Genomic DNA, 17,144 nt, shown 5'->3' on the forward strand with positions numbered 1-17,144 from the left:
TGATATCGCAATAGTTTTTAATGGCCACTGAAACCAATATCTTGAGATGGCCTGCGCATAACAAGATCACAAGTTTAATGAAACTGTTATAATAGTGAATCGAACTGTAGGCGTTTTATGTAATTTTTATTACTGAGTCGTGAGCTAAGTATAAAGTAAATGCATAAAGTAAATGCATAAAGTTAACGTATAAAGTTAATATGGGTGATAGGGGTGTATGGCAAATATTCGAAGTAAAAGTGAAAGTAAAAGAAAACAAATTCTTGATGCTGCGACTATGCTGTTTACTGAGCAAGGCTATAGCTCAACTAGTATGGCTGAAATTGCCCAACATGCCGAGGTTTCAAAACAAACTGTCTATAGCCATTTTGGTAATAAAGATGAATTGTTTGCCGCGTCAATAAAGCAAAAGTGTGATTCATATCATATGACTGAAATTGGCCTAGATACCGCCAATGAGCCGGCAGAAATTTTATTTGTTTTGGCGAAGCGTTTTTTGGCTATGCTGACCTCAAAGGAAGCACTGGCCATTCATAAGATTTGTGCTTATGAGTCAAAATCATACCCCCAGTTGTCAGAGCTATTTTATCAAGAAGGTCCAGAACGTATTGTTAATGACGTGGCAATACTGATGGCCGATTTCGACAGCAAGCAACAATTAGCTATTCCAACCCCTAAATTTGCGGCACTACAGTTTTTAAATATGGTGAAAGGAGAATGTTGGATGCGTGTGGAATTTAATACCAAAAAACAACTATCTGAAGCAGAAATTAATCGCTATTTAACATCGAGTATTGCCATGTTCACTAAGGGCTATTCGCTTTAGTTTTTAACGACTACTGTTAAATTTATCGTATAGGTATTTACATGGCTAATAGTACTGGCAAAGTCAGTAGCGAAAGTAAGTCGGGAAAGCCAGTAGTGAAAGTAAGTAGGGGAAAATAATAGTGTTTATCAAAAAAGAAAGCGAACCTAGAGTGAGTTCGCTTTCTTTGTCGTTCTGCGTTTGTTTGGGCTAGTAAGTTGTTTCTAACAGATTCTTGCTATAACTGGAGTTAACCGGCTTTTCAGTCGCATCGTCAAGCAGCTCTCTAGGCATATAATTTTCATCATGCTTTGCTAATACTTCGCTCGCTTCAATGACATTACCATTGACTAAAATACCATTAGCGACAATACCTTGTCCTTCACGAAACAAGTCAGGCAAAATACCGTCATAGCTTACCGTAACGGTTGGATCAGTCTCAGAGAAGCTAATCGGCATTCTCATATCAGCGAGTTTAAAGCTTACTTTTAAGCTTTCGCTATTACGATGCACACTGCCTGGCACCACTAAACCACCAATACGTAAGCGTTGGCCGTTAATGGCTTTAAGACCGGTATCTTGTTTGCCATTATATATTTCAGAAGGCTTATAGAATAAATCAATATTTTGACTTAACGCGTACAAAACAAGCCCGGCAACAACGCCTAAGCCGATGATTATTGACGTGACTATAGTTAATCGCTTCTTACGACGGGGATTCATACGGTTACCTCTTAAGTTTTATGACTGATGTCAGCACGGGGTTGTGTGTTTTGTAGCTCGGCCGCTTGACGTAATTTTGCTTCGCGTTTTTGACGCTGGGCTATTTGTTGCTTAATTTTTTTATGATCCGTGATACTCGAAAACACTAATAAGGCTAAAGCCAAAATACTAACGCCATAGGATAACCAGACATAAAATCCATAGCCGCCCATAGCGATAAAAGCACTGAAACTATCAAACTGCATGCGCTTTCTCCTCAGTAGCCACTAATTCACGTACCCAAGGGCGCATACTGTTACGATTGAGTATTTCGCTGCGAAAACGTAAGCAGATTAACGCTGTGACTAAAAAAGCAAAACCAATAAAACAAACCAAAAATGGCCAAAACATATCTGCAGTCATCGAAGGTTGGCCTAGCTTACTCACGGTTGCCCCTTGATGCAGGGTGTTCCACCACTCGACAGAATATTTAATAATCGGTAAATTAATCACGCCCACTAAGGCAAGAATGCCGGCTGCTTTGCCTGCTAAATTTTTATCTTCAAAAGCATTATGTAAAGCGATAACGCCCAAGTATAAAAATAATAATATTAGCTCAGAAGTCAGTCGGGCATCCCAAATCCACCACGTACCCCACATAGGTTTGCCCCAGGCCGCACCGGTAATAAGGGCGATAAAAGTAAAAGTCGCGCCGATAGGTGCCATGGCAGCCGCTGTGGCATCAGCAAGTCTTAATTGCCACACTAAGCTAGATAACGCCGCAATGGCCATGCCTAAGTATATACCCATAGACAACATCGCCGCAGGTACATGTAAATAGAAAATTCTAAAGGTATCACCTTGTTGATAATCAGCAGGGGCAAATAGTAAGGCCCAAGTAATACCAATAGCTAAAAAAACAAAGGCTAGGCGCGCGCACCAAGGTAATATTTTACCCGCAAAATGATAGCTAATCTCAGGATTTGCGTAAGGGTGAAGCCACTTCCACATCATATTAATTTGTACTCACTTTCAGCGCTGCACTTACAGCAAATGGGGCCAAGGTTAACGAGGCAAAAAATATTGCCGCGATTATAGCAAGTTGTCCGTTATAAGGTAAGTTCATTGCCGCAGTATCGATTGCGCTAGTGGCAAAAATAAGTACGGGAATGTAAAGCGGCAGTACCAATAAGCTAAGTAATACCCCCCCTTTTTTAATGCCAACAGTTAAAGCAACACCAATAGCGCCAAGCAAGCTCAATACGGGCGTGCCCAGTAATAGTGTTAGCATTAGCGCACCATAGCTGTGCTCATTTAAATGCAGTAATACTGCGAGCAATGGCGCGATCAGTATTAATGGTAAGCCGGTAAGCAACCAATGTGCAACAATTTTAGCCAGCACTAATATAAATATTGGCTGCGGGCTTAATAACATTTGTTCTAGTGAGCCGTCTGCGTAATCTGACTTAAACAATCTGTCCAGTGATAGCAAAGTGGCGAGTAAAGCCGCAACCCAAATAATGCCTGGGGCAATGCGTGATAACGTTGTACTTTCTGGGCCAACGCCTAACGGAAATAGCGTGACGACAATAACAAAGAACAATAAAGGATTAATAATGTCGTCGCGATGACGAAAAGCGATCATCAGATCTCTTTTAACAATTAAGCCAAAGGCCGCGCGGTAAGAAACTTGTGTCATAAGTGATGACCCTAATAAAAACGATAAGCTAAAGTGACTTTCTTTACTCGCTCTGCGGGTAATGAGAGATCTTGATGAGTGGTTAATATCACACAGCCACCGTTGTCAGCATGTTGTAAAAATAATTGTTCTAATTTTTCCACGCCTAACTTATCAATAGCGGTGAAGGGTTCATCTAAAATCCAAATTTTAGCTTGGCTTTGCCATAAGCGGGCTAAAGATATTCGACGGTGCTGTCCTGCACTTAAGTGAGCAGCTAGCGCATCCTCAAAGCCAAGTAAGTTTACTTCTGCTAATGTCGCCTCAGCTGTGGCACTATTTAGGCCATGTAAAGCCAGATTAAACTCGAGATTTTCTTGTGCGGTCATCTCGTCTTTAACACCTGGTAAGTGACCTAAATAAAGTAAATCTTGATGGAATGTTTCACGGTGTTGAGTAATTCTTTTATCTTGAAAATAAACCTGACCGTCATAAGGCTGAGAAAGCCCAGAAAGAATGCGCAATAAACTAGTTTTTCCAGCACCATTTGGCCCTTCAACTTGCACAATATCGCCTGCGGCAATGTTAATATCAAGTGTTTCAAACAACAGGCGATCGCCACGTATACAAGCTAAATTACTGGCGCTTAGTAAGCTATTGGTGTTCGGTGTAAATGCTGTGTTTTCGCTGTGTAATCTTGACAAACTTTTTCACTTAATTGTTACGTGTAGGCATGGGGTCATGTCACTATTGAGATGATAATAACCTAATTAACCGACTAGCTTTTGATTTATGTCATTAGGTTGTAATGCGTGTTTCAGGTTTTATTATAATCACTGTAAACACATTGCAGGCTACTATATCGTTCAATAAAGCTGAGTAACAGTTTTTCCGCACCGCTTTGTTAATAAGGCTATTTAATTTTTAATAAGTGATCAATTTATTGCTCCAATTCGTATAATAGCGGATAGAATACATAGCACATTATCATCAGCACGGATAATTCCTTTGCTGAGATAATTACGATAATATGTCGGTAGAAATAGCCTTAAGAAGGAAGCTCATGAAAAATTTATTGTTGATTAGCATTATTGCTTTAACAAGCTTTACCGTTAAAGCGCAGGCCGAAGTCGATATCACTAAAAACATTAACATCGACCCTTCAGCACAATGTTTAGCATTTATGCAACACAGTGAAAAAAAATTGCATGCTAAAGAACTGCTTGATCTTTGTCAGTTAACGGCGGGTAAGGCAATGTTAATTGTCAATACGGCTAGTCATTGTGGTTTTACTCCACAATTTACAGCGCTCGAAGCTTTGCATAAAGAATACCAAGAGCAAGGATTAGTGGTTATTGGCTTTCCTTCAGATGACTTTTTTCAAGAAGAAGATGACGAAAAAGATACCGCTGATATCTGTTTTGTAAACTATGGCGTAACTTTTACTATGTTATCGCCTGTGCATGTATATGGCAGTGAGGCCCATCCTATTTTTAAAGTATTAGCGGAAAAAACCACTGCACCTAAATGGAATTTTTATAAGTATTTAGTTAGTGCGGATGGTAAAACGGTTAAGCACTTCAACAGCCGTGTAAAGCCTGATTCAGACATTTTTATCAACGCCATTAACGAAATATTATAGAGAGAATTATGTCAAGATATGCAGGCCAAAGTAAAAAAATTCATGATTGCACGACAAAAACGGGCGTATTATTAACTAATTTAGGCACACCCGATAGCCCAACACCAAAGGCGCTTAGGCGTTATTTAGGCGAGTTTTTATCTGATCCACGAGTAGTGGAAATTCCTCGCTTGATTTGGTTTGTGATATTACATGGCATTATTCTTCGAGTGCGGCCAAAGAAATCAGCTAAGTTATATGAAACGGTTTGGACTGAGGAAGGTTCGCCTTTGTTAGTGATTAGTAAGCAACAAAAAGCTAAAGTTGAGAAAGTACTCACAGCAAAGTATGGCGATAACGTGATGGTTGATGTGGCTATGCGTTATGGTAATCCATCGATTGGTGATGCTTTAGAAAATTTTCAAAAAAACGGTGTTAACAATATTATTGTTCTCCCTTTGTATCCACAATATGCGGGTCCAACTATAGGGGCAACCTTTGATGCTGTGTTCAATAAAATTAAAAAATGGCGCTGGATCCCCAGTATCCATTTTCAAAGTGGTTATCACGACAAACCTTTATACATTAAGGCATTAGCGGCCAGCATTAATAACTATATAGCTGAACATGGTAAGCCTGATAAGTTAGTTTTTTCTTATCATGGTATGCCAAAGTATTTTTTAGAGCAGGGCGACCCATATTATTGTTTTAGCCATAAAACCACCCGTTTAGTGGTTGAAGAACTTGGCTTAAGTAAAGATGATTATGTTATGACCTTTCAATCGCGTTTTGGTAAAGCCGAGTGGCTTAAACCTTATACAGATGAAACCTTGGCAAAACTTGCTGAAGATGGCAATAAGCATGTAGCGATTATTAGCCCGGCATTTAGTGCCGACTGTTTAGAAACTTTAGAAGAATTAGTACACGAAAACAAAGACGTATTTATTGATGCGGGAGGTGAAAAATATCATTATATTCCAGCACTAAATGATGATGATGCCCACATTGACGTTATGCTTGAATTAATAGAACCACATATTAATTAAATACTCTGCTTTAAAGGCTATAGATACCAAGACTTATCTTGCTAGCATCATATAGGTTACTTATTGCTCAGTTGTGCAACTGCGCTTAAGTAACCCTATCCATTGAACTTAACTATTAAACTTAACTAGTTGTCGTTTATTTTTCGGCAATTATTTAAGTTCTTGCCTAAGTTGTCATTGAAATAAATAATCGATTATTCTGAGATGGCTTAAGTGGTCCATGCTCGCGTTATCTTCAATCCCAATAATTAATTAATATCGCTGGTCAATATGCGCTTGCATTATTCTACTCGCTTGCACCCATTTCATTATGTTATTACTTAGCTGTGCTGGTTAAAATACACTACGGCTGTTGTGCTCTCAATAACACACGTTAGCTATTGCTAAATCCATCGGCAAGGATTTACTCATGCTGTGAAGCGATCTGTGAAGCGATCTGTGAAGCCGATCTATGAAGCCATGGATAGCGAGTAACGGCCATGTAAGAATTAATCGTGTATCTTGCCTACATAGAGGTAGGGACTTATGTTTAGTTTCGAACAACAACCATGTGCTATTGATTATATCTGCTCATTTATAAGTGCTGATTTACTTATTTCAATGACCAGAGCTCGTCAGGTTATAAGTTGTATTAATTAGGTTTTTCAAGCGATAAAAACAAAAAAACGAAACATAAGTTTCGTTTTTTATTTAAGCACTAGTTAATACTAAAGCTTATTATGCACTGTAGACTAAGATGCAACTACGTTTTCAGCTTCAGGACCTTTTTGGCCTTGTTTTACGCTGAAAGTTACCGATTGACCATCAGTCAATGTACGGAAACCGTCGCCAGAGATTGCACTAAAATGAACAAAAACGTCAGCGCCGTTTTCTTGCTCGATGAAACCAAATCCTTTAGATTCGTTAAAAAATTTTACTTTACCAGTTACTGTATCAGACATACCAACATTTCTCGCAGGTCAAAAATTAAAGTTTAGCCAAAATGGCCATATACGGAGTAAATGCCCTCTATCTAAAATGTAGATAGAGAAAGGTTTCCAGTAACACATATTAAAGCGTCTAGGCTGATCATAGGTCTTTTGACCAATGGAGCTCTCCTTATCCCGAAACGCAAAAACTCAACGCGAATACATATTAACACATTAGAATTAAGGAATCTCTAAATAATACCAAGATTATTTTACTTTTTTAGCCCAAAAAAAAGCCAGCTAAGAGGCTGGCTTTTATGCTTTATTTTGAATCAGTGATTAAATTTCTGCAATTTGGACTTTCTGGTCAACCATTTTGGCCAGGGTAGACTCAGCATCAGCTAACTTTGCTTTTTCTTTATTGATCACAGCTTCGGGTGCTTTGCTAACAAAACTTTCATTGTTTAACTTAGCACGAACACGGTCTGCGTCTTTTGATAACTTATCAATGGCTTTGTCTAAGCGAGCTAATTCAGCGTCTTTATCGATTAAACCTGCCATAGGTATTAATATTGATAAGTCACCAACAACGGCGGTGGCAGACGCTGGACCTTTATCGTCGTCAGACAATAAGCTAATGCTCTCTAATTTTGCTAAGGCACTGATAAATTGCTCATTTTCATTCAGGCGACGTTGGTCATCAGCATTAACATGTTTCAGTAGTACCGGTAATGGCTTACTTGGTGTGATATCCATTTCACCCCGAATATTACGAATGGCAACGACAAACTGTTTAACCCACTCTAAATCATCAATGGCGGTTTGGTCACATTGGCTTTGGTCAAACTGTGGAAAGCTTTGTATCATAATGCTATCGCCAGTTTTTTCAAAGTTAGTTAAGGGTACAACGCGCTGCCAAATAGTTTCAGTGATAAATGGCATAATAGGGTGCATTAAACGCAGTAAGCTTTCTAAAACATTAACTAAGGTATGACGAGTGCCACGTTGCTGTGCTTCGCTGCCTTTAAATAATATGGGTTTCGTTAATTCTAAATACCAGTCACAAAATTGATGCCAAGTAAATTCGTATAATGCTTGTGAAGCCAAGTCAAAACGAAAAGCATCAAAGGCTTCATGTACAGTTTTAACTGTTTGTTGTAATTGGCCGATAATCCAACGGTCAGCCAGTGAAAACTCCATTGCAGCACTTGGTTTGTCTGGTGTAGAGCGGCCGCAATCAAATTCTTCCGTATTCATCAGTACATAACGGCTGGCATTCCAGAGCTTGTTGGTAAAGTTACGGTAACCCTCAAGACGTTTCATATCCCAGCTAATATCACGGCCAGTGGTTGCTACAGACGTCAAGGTAAAGCGTAAGGCATCAGTACCGTGGGCTTCTATGCCGTTAGGAAATTCTTTTTTGGTCAGCTTTTCAATTTTAGCGGCCATTTTAGGCTGCATCATATTACCGGTACGTTTTTGTAGTAAGTCTTCAAGTGAAACGCCATCGATCATGTCCAGGGGATCAATAACATTGCCTTTTGATTTACTCATTTTATCGCCATTTTCATCACGAATAAGGCCGGTCATGTAGATTTTTTTAAACGGTATTTGGGCTTTACCCTTTTCATCTTTGTTGAAATGCATGGTCATCATGATCATACGAGCAACCCAGAAGAAAATAATATCAAAACCAGTAACTAAAACATCAGTAGGATGGAAAGTTTTTAAATCTTCAGTTTCTTTTGGCCAACCTAGGGTTGAGAAAGTCCATAAAGCTGATGAGAACCAGGTATCCAGTACATCATCATCTTGGTTTAGTTTCATCTCGTCGCCAATCGGGTTATTAGCACGTACTTCTGCTTCCGTGCGACCGACATAAACTTTGCCATTTTCATCATACCAAGCGGGAATTCGATGTCCCCACCAAAGTTGGCGTGAAATACACCAGTCTTGAATATTGTTCATCCAAGCAAAGTACATGTTTTCATATTGCTTAGGGACAAACTCTATTTGGCCATCTTTTACCGCGTCAACGGCAGGACCGACAAGTTTTTCTACACGAACGTACCACTGGTCGGTAAGTAAGGGCTCAATAATAACGCCAGATCTATCACCGTAAGGGGCAACTAAATCATGTTCTTTTACTTCAACTAACAAACCTAATTCGTCAAACTTAGCTACGATAGCTTTACGGGCGACAAAACGGTCCATACCGGCAAATTCAGCAGGTAATTGTGCATCATAAACGTCACACACTTCACCTTTAGTATCATAAACTTCAGCAGTGGCTAATACAGCGGCGTCTTTATCAAAAATATTGATTTGTGGTAATTGATGACGCTTACCGACTTCATTATCATTGAAGTCATGGGCTGGAGTGATTTTTACACAACCGGTGCCTTTGTCTATATCGGCATGGTCATCACCAACAATGGGAATTAAACGATTAACTAAGGGTAATAAAACCTGTTGACCAATTAAATCTTTATAACGAGGATCTTCTGGGTTTACCGCTATACCGGTATCACCCAACATAGTTTCAGGTCGTGTGGTGGCAACCACTAAATAATCAAGACCTTCTGCTGTTTTTGCACCATTAGCTAACGGGTAACGTAAATGCCACATGTGGCCTTTTTTGTCTTTATTTTCAACTTCTAAATCGGAAATTGCCGTGTGGAATTTTGGATCCCAATTAACTAGGCGTTTACCGCGATAAATTAAGTTGTCTTCATATAAGCGAACAAATACTTCTTGCACAGCTTCAGACATGCCTTCATCCATGGTGAAGCGTTCACGAGACCAGTCAATAGAGTTGCCTAAACGGCGCATTTGCTTACCGATAGTGCCGCCAGATTCTTCTTTCCATTGCCAAATTTTATCAATGAAGGCTTCGCGGCCATAGTCATGACGGGTTTTGTCTTCTTCTGCGGCAATTTTACGCTCAACCACCATTTGTGTCGCAATACCGGCATGGTCACAGCCTGTTTGCCATAAGGTATTTTTACCTTGCATGCGCTGATAACGAATTAAGGTATCCATAATGGTTTGCTGAAAAGCATGGCCCATATGCAAACTACCCGTCACATTGGGTGGTGGTATGGCAATGCTGTAGCTATCGCCTTCACCTGTCGGGCTAAAGTAACCTTGTTCTTCCCAACTTTTATAAAGGGATTGTTCAATATCAGCGGGGGTAAATGTTTTTTCCATCAGAGTTTCCGTCAGAAGAATTTTAACTTGTTGTATCGATAGTTTGCGGTGCGCTTGCCACTTGGTGAGCGACCTGAAAACCCCATTGACGACAAGTTCGAAAACGATCTCGAGCTTGTTGTTTAAGTGTTTCATCACGGGGTACAAAATCTATCAAATGCGAAAATTGGTGAGCAAAGTTAGGCACCTTGCTGGTTAAATTGATTAAAACCGCACGCCGGTTTGTTGGGGGCTGCCAGCTAATTTCCACGGCAGCACCTTGTTTTGGACCTTCACCAATTAAATTATGTGGTACAAAACTTGTTGGATCAAAGGCCCATAACATTTCATCAATATCATGAGCACTTTGTTGATCTTGAGTATAAATAAATACTCGCTGATTTTGCCGGTAAAAGTAAGCGGCTTGCAGGCAGGCATAATGCAGGTGCAGCTGTGCTTCAGTGACACCTACAATACTACTTTGTTCTTCAATACTGTAGAACATTGCTTGGGTTAGCATGACTTTATTCCGGCTATAAATTCAGTGAAAACTATTCGCCTTGCTCAGCGCCAGAACGATTTAATAAGAACTGCGTTAGCATGCTTACCGGTCGGCCTGTTGAACCTTTGTTTTTACCACCGCGCCATGCCGTACCGGCAATGTCTAAATGCGCCCAATTATATTTTTTGGTAAAGCGTGATAAGAAACAGGCGGCGGTGATTGCGCCGGCCTCTTTACCACCTAAATTGGTAAAGTCAGCAAATGGGCTTTCAAGTTGATCTTGATAGTCGTCCCATAAAGGCATGCGCCATGCTCTGTCACCACTTTGCTCAGAAGCGTTTAATAACTCATGCGCGAGTGGATTATGACTACTGAATAAGGCGGTTGCATGAGCACCTAAAGCCACAACACAAGCGCCTGTTAAGGTGGCAACATCAATAACCAGTTCGGGATCAAAGCGCTCAATATAGGTCAAGGCATCACATAAAACTAAACGGCCTTCAGCATCTGTGTTTAATACTTCAACGGTTTGACCCGACATAGTGGTTAAGATGTCGCCTGGGCGATAAGCGTTACTGCTTGGCATGTTTTCACAACCGGCTAAAACACCAATAACGTTGATCGGTAGGGCAAGTTCTGCCAGTGCATGCATAGCACCTAAAACACCGGCTGCACCGCCCATATCATATTTCATTTCATCCATGCCTGCGCCTGGTTTTAATGAAATACCACCACTGTCAAAGGTTAAACCTTTACCGACTAACACTAGCGGCTTTGAATCATCACCAGCGCCATCATATTTAATAATGCTCATCAGTGACTCATTAACCGAACCACGGCCTACGGCTAAATATGATCCCATGCCCAATTCAGCCATTTCTTCTTCATTAACTATTTTAGTACTGACATTGTCGTAGTTGCTATCCAGCATTTGAGCTTGTTCAGCCAAGTAGGCAGGATTACAAATATTAGGTGGCATGTTAGCCACGTTTTTACAGCTTGTGATACCTTTTGCAATAGCCAAAGCATGGTTAATAGCACGTTCACCAATCGGTAACTCACGGCGAGTTGGGACATTAAATACTATTTTACGTAAAGGGCGGCGAGGCTCTTCTTTACGAGTTTTCAAACTGTTAAAGCTGTAGAGGCAATCTTGTGTTGCTTCAATCGCTTGACGTACTTTCCAGTAAGTATCGCGGCCTTTAACATGTAATTCAGACAAAAAGCACACTGCTTCCATTGAACCGGTTTCATTTAAGGTACTGATCGTTTTGCTGATAATTTGGCGATACTGACGTTCGTCTAACTCACGTTCTTTACCACAGCCCACTAATAACACGCGTTCACTAAGAATATTTGGCACATGATGTAGTAACAACATTTGCCCTGATTTTCCCTCTAGATCGCCACGGCGTAATAAATTGCTAATATAGCCTTCACTAATTTCATCTAGTTGTTCTGCGATAGCTGACAAACGACGAGGTTCGAAAACACCGACAACAATACAGGCGCTACGTTGTTTTTCCGGACTGCCACTCTTTACACTGAACTCCATGATGTCTCCTAATTTGACTCAAATGCGTATATTTTATTGAAAATATACTATTTATCTTGCTAAAAACAGTAAATAATCGCTAAGCTTGCTTTTAAATGTATTCGGCTAAAGGCTATAATTATAGCCGTATTGCACAGCGTTACCTAGCAAGCTTAAATTTAGTTTAATGCTAAAAATAACAAGTTTACTGAAAAAATGGCTGTATGTCAGAAAAAACTAAGTTTTTATAGGATCACTTTGTGATTATATTTCGTTATTTGCTCAAAGAAGTTGCCAAAACCCAACTTGCGGTATTTCTTGTCATTATGACAATATTTATCAGCAATAAATTCGTTCGTGTGCTTGATGATGCTTCAGAAGGTGGCATTCCAGGTCATTTAGTGATGACATTTATTGGCCTCAAAATCCCTGATCTTGCCGGTATGATTTTACCCTTAAGTTTTTTTCTTGGGGTTTTATTGGCTTATGGCCGTATTTACGCTGAAAATGAAATGACGGTACTGCATGCTTGTGGTGTCAGTGAGTGGTATGTGGTGCGCGTTACCTTAATTTTAGGTTTTGTTACCGCTATTATTACCGGCATATTTACGCTTTATTTATCGCCCATGGCAGCAGAGTATGAACATCAAGTTAAAGATCAAATTGCGTCTGATTCAGGTTTAAGTTCGTTGATTGCTGGACGTTTTCAAACTACAGGTAATAAAAAAGCAGTCATCTTTATTCATGATAAAAATCGTAATGACAATACTTTTGAAAAGGTTTTTGTTGCGCAGTTGCCTAATGAAAGTACACCAAACGCTAGTGTTATCGACTCTAGCTTAGTTTATGCCGCAACCGGCCAAGTTGTTGAAGAAGAAACTGGCTCGCAGCGTTTAATACTATCAGCCGGTACCCGTTATCAAAATGACATCAAAAATAAAGAGTTTCGACAAGTTTCCTTTGATAAATATTATATTCAAATTCAAGATCAAAAGGTGGCCCATAAACGCCGCAAGCTCAGTGCAATACCAACCTCAGAGCTTTATCAAGCACAAACGCCAGAAACAAGTGCAGAAAGCCAATGGCGGATCGCCTTTCCATTGGCTTGTATTATTATGACCTTGGTGGCCGTGCCATTAAGCGTTGTCAATCCGCGCCAAGGTAAATTTGGTAAAATGCTACCGGCATTGTTACTGTTTTTAAGTTACTTTTTATTACTAACCGCGATTCGTTCAGGGATAGAAAGAGGTTCAGTGCCACAATATATTGGTTTGTGGCCAGTGCACTTTACGGTGCTGGTATTAGGCTTAAGTTTATTGGTTAAAGGCCGAAAAGGTGGTAGGAAATTTAAAGTGAAGAACGCTAAAAATAAGGTTGCTGCTTAATGCGTATTTTAGATATGTACATAGGTCGCGTTATTACCTCTACAACTTTCACCACCTTAGCGGTATTTGTCAGTTTGAGCAGCATTATTAAATTTGTTGAGCAAATGAAGTCAGTTGGCAGAGGTAATTATGATTTGGCCCACGCTGCGCTTTATGTGCTTTATGCTATTCCACAAGACGTCTCGTTATTTTTTCCTATGTCTGCATTAATCGGTGGCTTAATTGGCATGGGGATGATGGCAAGCAGTAGTGAACTTATTGTTATGCAGGCGGCAGGGCTTTCACGTCTTGATATTATTAAATCAGTAATGAAATCAGCATTGTTATTGATCATTGTTAGTATGGCGATTGGTGAATGGCTAGCACCTCAAGGCGAAGCCGCAGCTCGACAAGTGCGAGCTCAAGCTATTTCGGGTGGGAGTTTAATTTCATCAAGCGGCGGCACGTGGGCAAAAGATGGTGACTACTTTGTTCATATAGGTGAAGTACAAGATAAGGGTTCCCTAAAAAACATCCAAATATATCGCTTTAACGAGCAGCTTAAGCTATCGAGTTGGGTATCAGCCACTAGCGCGGTTTATCAAAAAAATGCTTGGCAATTACGTGACGTTGTTGAAACCAAAATCGGCGCAACAGAAATTAGTAAAGAAAGCCAAGCCGTGATGACTTGGCGTTCAACATTAACACCCGATAAACTAGGTGTTGTAACCGTTAAGCCTGAGTCATTATCACTAAGGGGCTTAAGTGATTATTTAGAGTACCTTGAGGCCAACAAACAAGATCAAAGTCGATATTTGCTAGCTTTTTGGCGAAAAATAGCACAACCCTTTACCTTGGCAGTTATGTTATTAGTGGCGCTATCTTTTATTTTCGGTCCATTACGTTCAGTATCTATGGGGGCAAGAATTATGATGGGCGTGGCCACGGGAATTTTATTTTTTATTGTCAATGAAGTGCTAGGATCACTCAGTTTGGTTTATCAGCTACCCGCTATTTTTGGTGCTTTTATGCCTAGTCTGATTTTTGTCAGTATTGCTTTGTATTTAATGAACAAACGCGCAAGTTAGCAAGATCAAACCCAACAATAATTTTGAAAGCTTAGGTTGGCCACCAGAGGTGAACGCGTTACTGCATTCACCTCGGTTTTTATATTAGTTACAGCCTCAAATAATTACAGCCTGCCTCTATTTGCCTCAAGCGTTAAAAGTACCACTTCAGTATCAGTTAAACGGTCTTGTAGACTCAATTTATCTTTTCTATCAAGCAAGAGCGTAAAATTGCCCAAACCTAATAATGTTGGCAATAAGCGTTTTAAAGCGGTGGTTTTAGTGATTAAGCTACCATCTTGATTTTGAACTTTTAAACGCCACGCCTTCATACCTAAAGTTTGGCCGCTTTTAGACCAAAACCAGATAAAGAAAAATGCCACCCAGCTCAGCTTCCAAAGTTCATTGGGCCACAGCAACCAATAAGTATTTGTGATGGTATCGCTTAAGTGCTGATAACCTTGCAAATCAAAAATGCCAAAATGAACCATTAATGAAATAATTAAAAAAGAAGCTGCACCAGCGCTCATGTAAACAGCGATTGTAATTAAAGCATCATACAACCATGAAGCCAAACGACGTCGAAAGCCTGCACGAGGAAAAGGTGAGTTAGAAGTTAAAGACATAGCCACATCAATAGAAAAATTTGTGCTAGTTTAACAAAAGGCCCATAAAAGTATAAGTAAGAGAGCGACATTTTTAATTTCCAAGCAGAAATAAGACAAAAACAGATGAAATATTAAGTGCTTAGAATATAAAACAGGAGGTTTAATAATAACCACTATTTGTACCCAATAGCGGGTTGGAACTGACGATAGCAGACAACTGGATATTAGTTGCAACCCAAGGACAGTGATATAGTGAGTACTTAAAAAATTTACACCAAGCTTTGTCTCTGGCCGTTACAAAAGTTGATCAGAGAAATTTTGGAGTTTTACTCACATCTAAAAGCAAAGCGATTAGTGTTGAAACAGGTCTTGAATATCATATAAACTTTATTCGCTAGAGCAAAATTAAAGCGGTGGCGGTAAATCTAGCGCATTGCACAAGATCACAGTTAAGCGAAAACCTATTTAACAAAATTTACCGAGCCGCAGGTATCAAGCATACTTTTTTTGATAATATCTTCGAGACCAGAATTTGGTTGGAAAAACAGCTAAAATTGGTACAGATTGTAGCTTGATGAACAAATAATCAGCACTTAAGTAATAATGAAAGAAAAACTATTGCTAACAGGATTATTTTTCGTATAATGCTGTTCTCTTCAATAAGGCTTTATATTATTGAAGTTATAGAAAAGAAATGCCAGCGTGATGAAATTGGTATACATGGGGGATTCAAAATCCCCTGTCGAAAGACGTGTCGGTTCGAGTCCGACCGCTGGTACCATTCTTCCCTTTTCTTAAAGGGCTATAACACAAACAACCGACAATAGATGTCGGTTTTTTTGTGCCTGAAATTTGATGATATTACGCTGTATTTTAGTGTTTTCTTGTCTTACCACTTTATCAAAACTAAATGTTCCATGTGTTGAGCTTGCCTTAAACAGTATTTTAGCTTTTGCCTCGTTACAATTGGATTGTCAATTTCATAGATAGTAGTTCATCACTTGTTAGCGATAATCTTTACCTCTTAATGAGTAAACCTATCCTAGCCGTTAAGCTTTTCTTTGTAAGCCTGCTTAGGAAAGTAAATGATAGAGTAAAATATTAGCTTTCCTGTTGAGCATTGCAGTAAACAAAGGCCAGATTTTCTCGCAGTATAATATGGCATTTATTAAACGCATTCTGTTTACAAAAAATGCTAGCTGACTCTCAGTAGCATAGTAATAACCTAGCGTTTTTCCACGATGTATTTCTTATTCATAGCTCACAACTATAAGGTGCTGTTATAGCGCTAAGTAATTTATTTGCTAACGGCTGTCTCATTTGAACATTATTACTGAGACCATAAAAAATGAATTCTTAAAATGGTGATACTGAAAAGTTAGTGTGAACAATATGCAAGGTGCTTTTACCAAGTTAAAAGCAATACCTATATAGAGGTAATGAGTTGAACCTAATTTTATAGACTTATGGCAGTATAGCTTTAAGATAATTAAGCCAAGCATAGACGAGCCATAAATCTAATAAAAATGAACCGAAGTGACGCATTCAAATGAGTTTGCTTGGAAATACCATTTTATTGCCAAAAATCTACCAGGTGTAAATGTACTCCCTATCAATGCAATCATGTTTCCTAGTATTCAACAGTTAATAAACTAAACTTCTATCTAGCAACATGAGTTTAACGATACTGTATACATCTGTAGGGTTTTAATACCGATGTGAGTCCCTGTCATTGAATGGACTATATATAGGAGTACAGTTTTATCTTTTTAAGAGATTAATATAGTGGTTTGGAACTATTTGTTGGTTAAAACAAGATAAATTGATAAAAAATATATCTATAAAGATAAAGTCATCCTAAAGAACTCTTTAATTAAGTTGATAGCTATATATGTTTTCGATTAAAAAATAACAATAACGTTGCTTTAATAGTCAGTCACAGCAAGGGTTGCTTAATTAAAAGGCAAACAGTCATTTAATCGCAATTTAATTGATATTAGGTGTTGACGTGAAGCCAGAAATCTCTAGAATGCGCTCCAGTTCCAAGGGGTAACCCCAAAGAGCTGTTTTAATAAGTTATCTTATTCAGTTCAAGCTGATTTGGTTAACTTAACGTGATA

General features: G+C 39.2%; 15 protein-coding genes and 1 tRNA gene. 6 read left to right on the forward strand and 10 right to left on the reverse strand.

All coding sequences use genetic code 11. From position 1 onward, the window contains the following. Positions 1–217: 217 nt before the first annotated feature. Positions 218–826 (forward strand): TetR/AcrR family transcriptional regulator, encoded by a 609-nt coding sequence (locus tag H4J41_RS01915; RefSeq protein WP_182136433.1) that lies wholly within the window; start codon positions 218–220, stop codon positions 824–826. A 189-nt stretch (positions 827–1,015) separates the two neighbouring features. Here the strand turns inward: H4J41_RS01915 and ccmE are convergent, their stop codons facing one another. The 5 genes from ccmE to ccmA are packed head-to-tail and all read right to left on the reverse strand — an operon-like array spanning position 1,016 to position 3,889. Then, positions 1,016–1,528, reverse strand: a complete 513-nt coding sequence (gene ccmE, locus H4J41_RS01920) for a cytochrome c maturation protein CcmE (protein ID WP_182136432.1) — start codon at positions 1,526–1,528, stop codon at positions 1,016–1,018. Between the two features lie 11 nt (positions 1,529–1,539). Continuing rightward, positions 1,540–1,773, reverse strand: coding sequence for a heme exporter protein CcmD (gene ccmD, locus H4J41_RS01925; protein ID WP_182136431.1), 234 nt, complete (start codon positions 1,771–1,773; stop codon positions 1,540–1,542). Then, positions 1,763–2,518 (reverse strand): heme ABC transporter permease, encoded by a 756-nt coding sequence (locus H4J41_RS01930; RefSeq protein WP_182136563.1) that lies wholly within the window; start codon positions 2,516–2,518, stop codon positions 1,763–1,765. Before H4J41_RS01930 ends, ccmD begins: the two co-directional genes overlap by 11 nt. Before the next feature lie 4 nt (positions 2,519–2,522). After that, on the reverse strand, positions 2,523–3,206 hold the full coding sequence (gene ccmB, locus H4J41_RS01935) for a heme exporter protein CcmB (protein ID WP_182136430.1): 684 nt from the start codon (positions 3,204–3,206) through the stop codon (positions 2,523–2,525). 11 nt (positions 3,207–3,217) lie between these two features. Continuing rightward, on the reverse strand, positions 3,218–3,889 hold the full coding sequence (gene ccmA / locus H4J41_RS01940; protein ID WP_182136429.1) for a cytochrome c biogenesis heme-transporting ATPase CcmA: 672 nt from the start codon (positions 3,887–3,889) through the stop codon (positions 3,218–3,220). 359 nt (positions 3,890–4,248) lie between these two features. Between ccmA and H4J41_RS01945 the strand changes: the two genes are divergently transcribed. Together H4J41_RS01945 and hemH are read left to right on the forward strand one after the other, a co-directional pair. Beyond that, a complete protein-coding gene (locus H4J41_RS01945) occupies positions 4,249–4,827 on the forward strand; it encodes a glutathione peroxidase (RefSeq protein ID WP_182136428.1) in 579 nt (192 codons plus the stop codon). An 8-nt stretch (positions 4,828–4,835) separates the two neighbouring features. Next, entirely contained in the window at positions 4,836–5,852 is a 1,017-nt protein-coding gene (hemH, locus tag H4J41_RS01950; protein ID WP_182136427.1) for a ferrochelatase, read from the forward strand. 731 nt (positions 5,853–6,583) lie between these two features. Here hemH and H4J41_RS01955 read toward each other — a convergent pair. The 4 genes from H4J41_RS01955 to pepA all read right to left on the reverse strand — a co-directional run bounded on the left by H4J41_RS01955 (position 6,584) and on the right by pepA (position 12,006). Further along, on the reverse strand, positions 6,584–6,793 hold the full coding sequence (locus H4J41_RS01955) for a cold-shock protein (RefSeq protein ID WP_146879877.1): 210 nt from the start codon (positions 6,791–6,793) through the stop codon (positions 6,584–6,586). Positions 6,794–7,099: 306 nt separating this feature from the next. After that, the gene (locus H4J41_RS01960) at positions 7,100–9,970 is read right to left on the reverse strand and encodes a valine--tRNA ligase (RefSeq protein WP_182136426.1); all 2,871 of its coding nucleotides are present in this window, start codon (positions 9,968–9,970) and stop codon (positions 7,100–7,102) included. Between the two features lie 22 nt (positions 9,971–9,992). Continuing rightward, positions 9,993–10,469: a DNA polymerase III subunit chi gene (locus H4J41_RS01965; RefSeq protein WP_182136425.1), complete on the reverse strand. Its 477-nt coding sequence runs from the start codon at positions 10,467–10,469 to the stop codon at positions 9,993–9,995. Positions 10,470–10,500: 31 nt separating this feature from the next. Beyond that, positions 10,501–12,006, reverse strand: coding sequence for a leucyl aminopeptidase (pepA, locus tag H4J41_RS01970; RefSeq protein ID WP_182136424.1), 1,506 nt, complete (start codon positions 12,004–12,006; stop codon positions 10,501–10,503). A gap of 239 nt (positions 12,007–12,245) precedes the next feature. Here pepA and lptF point away from each other — a divergent pair, with 239 nt between their 5' ends. Together lptF and lptG are read left to right on the forward strand one after the other, a co-directional pair. Further along, positions 12,246–13,370 carry an LPS export ABC transporter permease LptF gene (gene lptF, locus H4J41_RS01975; RefSeq protein ID WP_182136423.1) on the forward strand — a complete coding sequence of 375 codons (1,125 nt, stop codon included), beginning with the start codon at positions 12,246–12,248 and terminating at the stop codon, positions 13,368–13,370. Next, positions 13,370–14,437 (forward strand): LPS export ABC transporter permease LptG, encoded by a 1,068-nt coding sequence (gene lptG, locus H4J41_RS01980; protein ID WP_182136422.1) that lies wholly within the window; start codon positions 13,370–13,372, stop codon positions 14,435–14,437. Before lptF ends, lptG begins: the two co-directional genes overlap by 1 nt. Before the next feature lie 104 nt (positions 14,438–14,541). Here the strand turns inward: lptG and H4J41_RS01985 are convergent, their stop codons facing one another. Continuing rightward, a complete protein-coding gene (locus H4J41_RS01985) occupies positions 14,542–15,042 on the reverse strand; it encodes an RDD family protein (RefSeq protein ID WP_182136421.1) in 501 nt (166 codons plus the stop codon). 678 nt (positions 15,043–15,720) lie between these two features. Between H4J41_RS01985 and H4J41_RS01990 the strand changes: the two genes are divergently transcribed. After that, positions 15,721–15,805: transfer RNA gene (locus H4J41_RS01990), tRNA-Leu, on the forward strand. The last annotated feature ends 1,339 nt before the right edge of the window (positions 15,806–17,144 follow it).

The sequence above is a fragment of the Colwellia sp. MB3u-45 genome (assembly GCF_014077005.1).
Lineage (GTDB): Bacteria > Pseudomonadota > Gammaproteobacteria > Enterobacterales > Alteromonadaceae > Cognaticolwellia.

Bases quoted from the DNA above. Each gene is read 5' to 3' on its own strand.
- H4J41_RS01915 (WP_182136433.1), top strand. From the start codon at position 218: ATGGCAAATATTCGAAGTAAAAGTGAAAGTAAAAGAAAACAAATTCTT.
- ccmE (WP_182136432.1), bottom strand. From the start codon at position 1,528: ATGAATCCCCGTCGTAAGAAGCGATTAACTATAGTCACGTCAATAATC.
- ccmD (WP_182136431.1), bottom strand. From the start codon at position 1,773: ATGCAGTTTGATAGTTTCAGTGCTTTTATCGCTATGGGCGGCTATGGA.
- H4J41_RS01930 (WP_182136563.1), bottom strand. From the start codon at position 2,518: ATGTGGAAGTGGCTTCACCCTTACGCAAATCCTGAGATTAGCTATCAT.
- ccmB (WP_182136430.1), bottom strand. From the start codon at position 3,206: ATGACACAAGTTTCTTACCGCGCGGCCTTTGGCTTAATTGTTAAAAGA.
- H4J41_RS01945 (WP_182136428.1), top strand. From the start codon at position 4,249: ATGAAAAATTTATTGTTGATTAGCATTATTGCTTTAACAAGCTTTACC.
- hemH (WP_182136427.1), top strand. From the start codon at position 4,836: ATGTCAAGATATGCAGGCCAAAGTAAAAAAATTCATGATTGCACGACA.
- H4J41_RS01955 (WP_146879877.1), bottom strand. From the start codon at position 6,793: ATGTCTGATACAGTAACTGGTAAAGTAAAATTTTTTAACGAATCTAAA.
- H4J41_RS01960 (WP_182136426.1), bottom strand. From the start codon at position 9,970: ATGGAAAAAACATTTACCCCCGCTGATATTGAACAATCCCTTTATAAA.
- H4J41_RS01965 (WP_182136425.1), bottom strand. From the start codon at position 10,469: ATGCTAACCCAAGCAATGTTCTACAGTATTGAAGAACAAAGTAGTATT.
- pepA (WP_182136424.1), bottom strand. From the start codon at position 12,006: ATGGAGTTCAGTGTAAAGAGTGGCAGTCCGGAAAAACAACGTAGCGCC.
- lptG (WP_182136422.1), top strand. From the start codon at position 13,370: ATGCGTATTTTAGATATGTACATAGGTCGCGTTATTACCTCTACAACT.
- H4J41_RS01985 (WP_182136421.1), bottom strand. From the start codon at position 15,042: ATGTCTTTAACTTCTAACTCACCTTTTCCTCGTGCAGGCTTTCGACGT.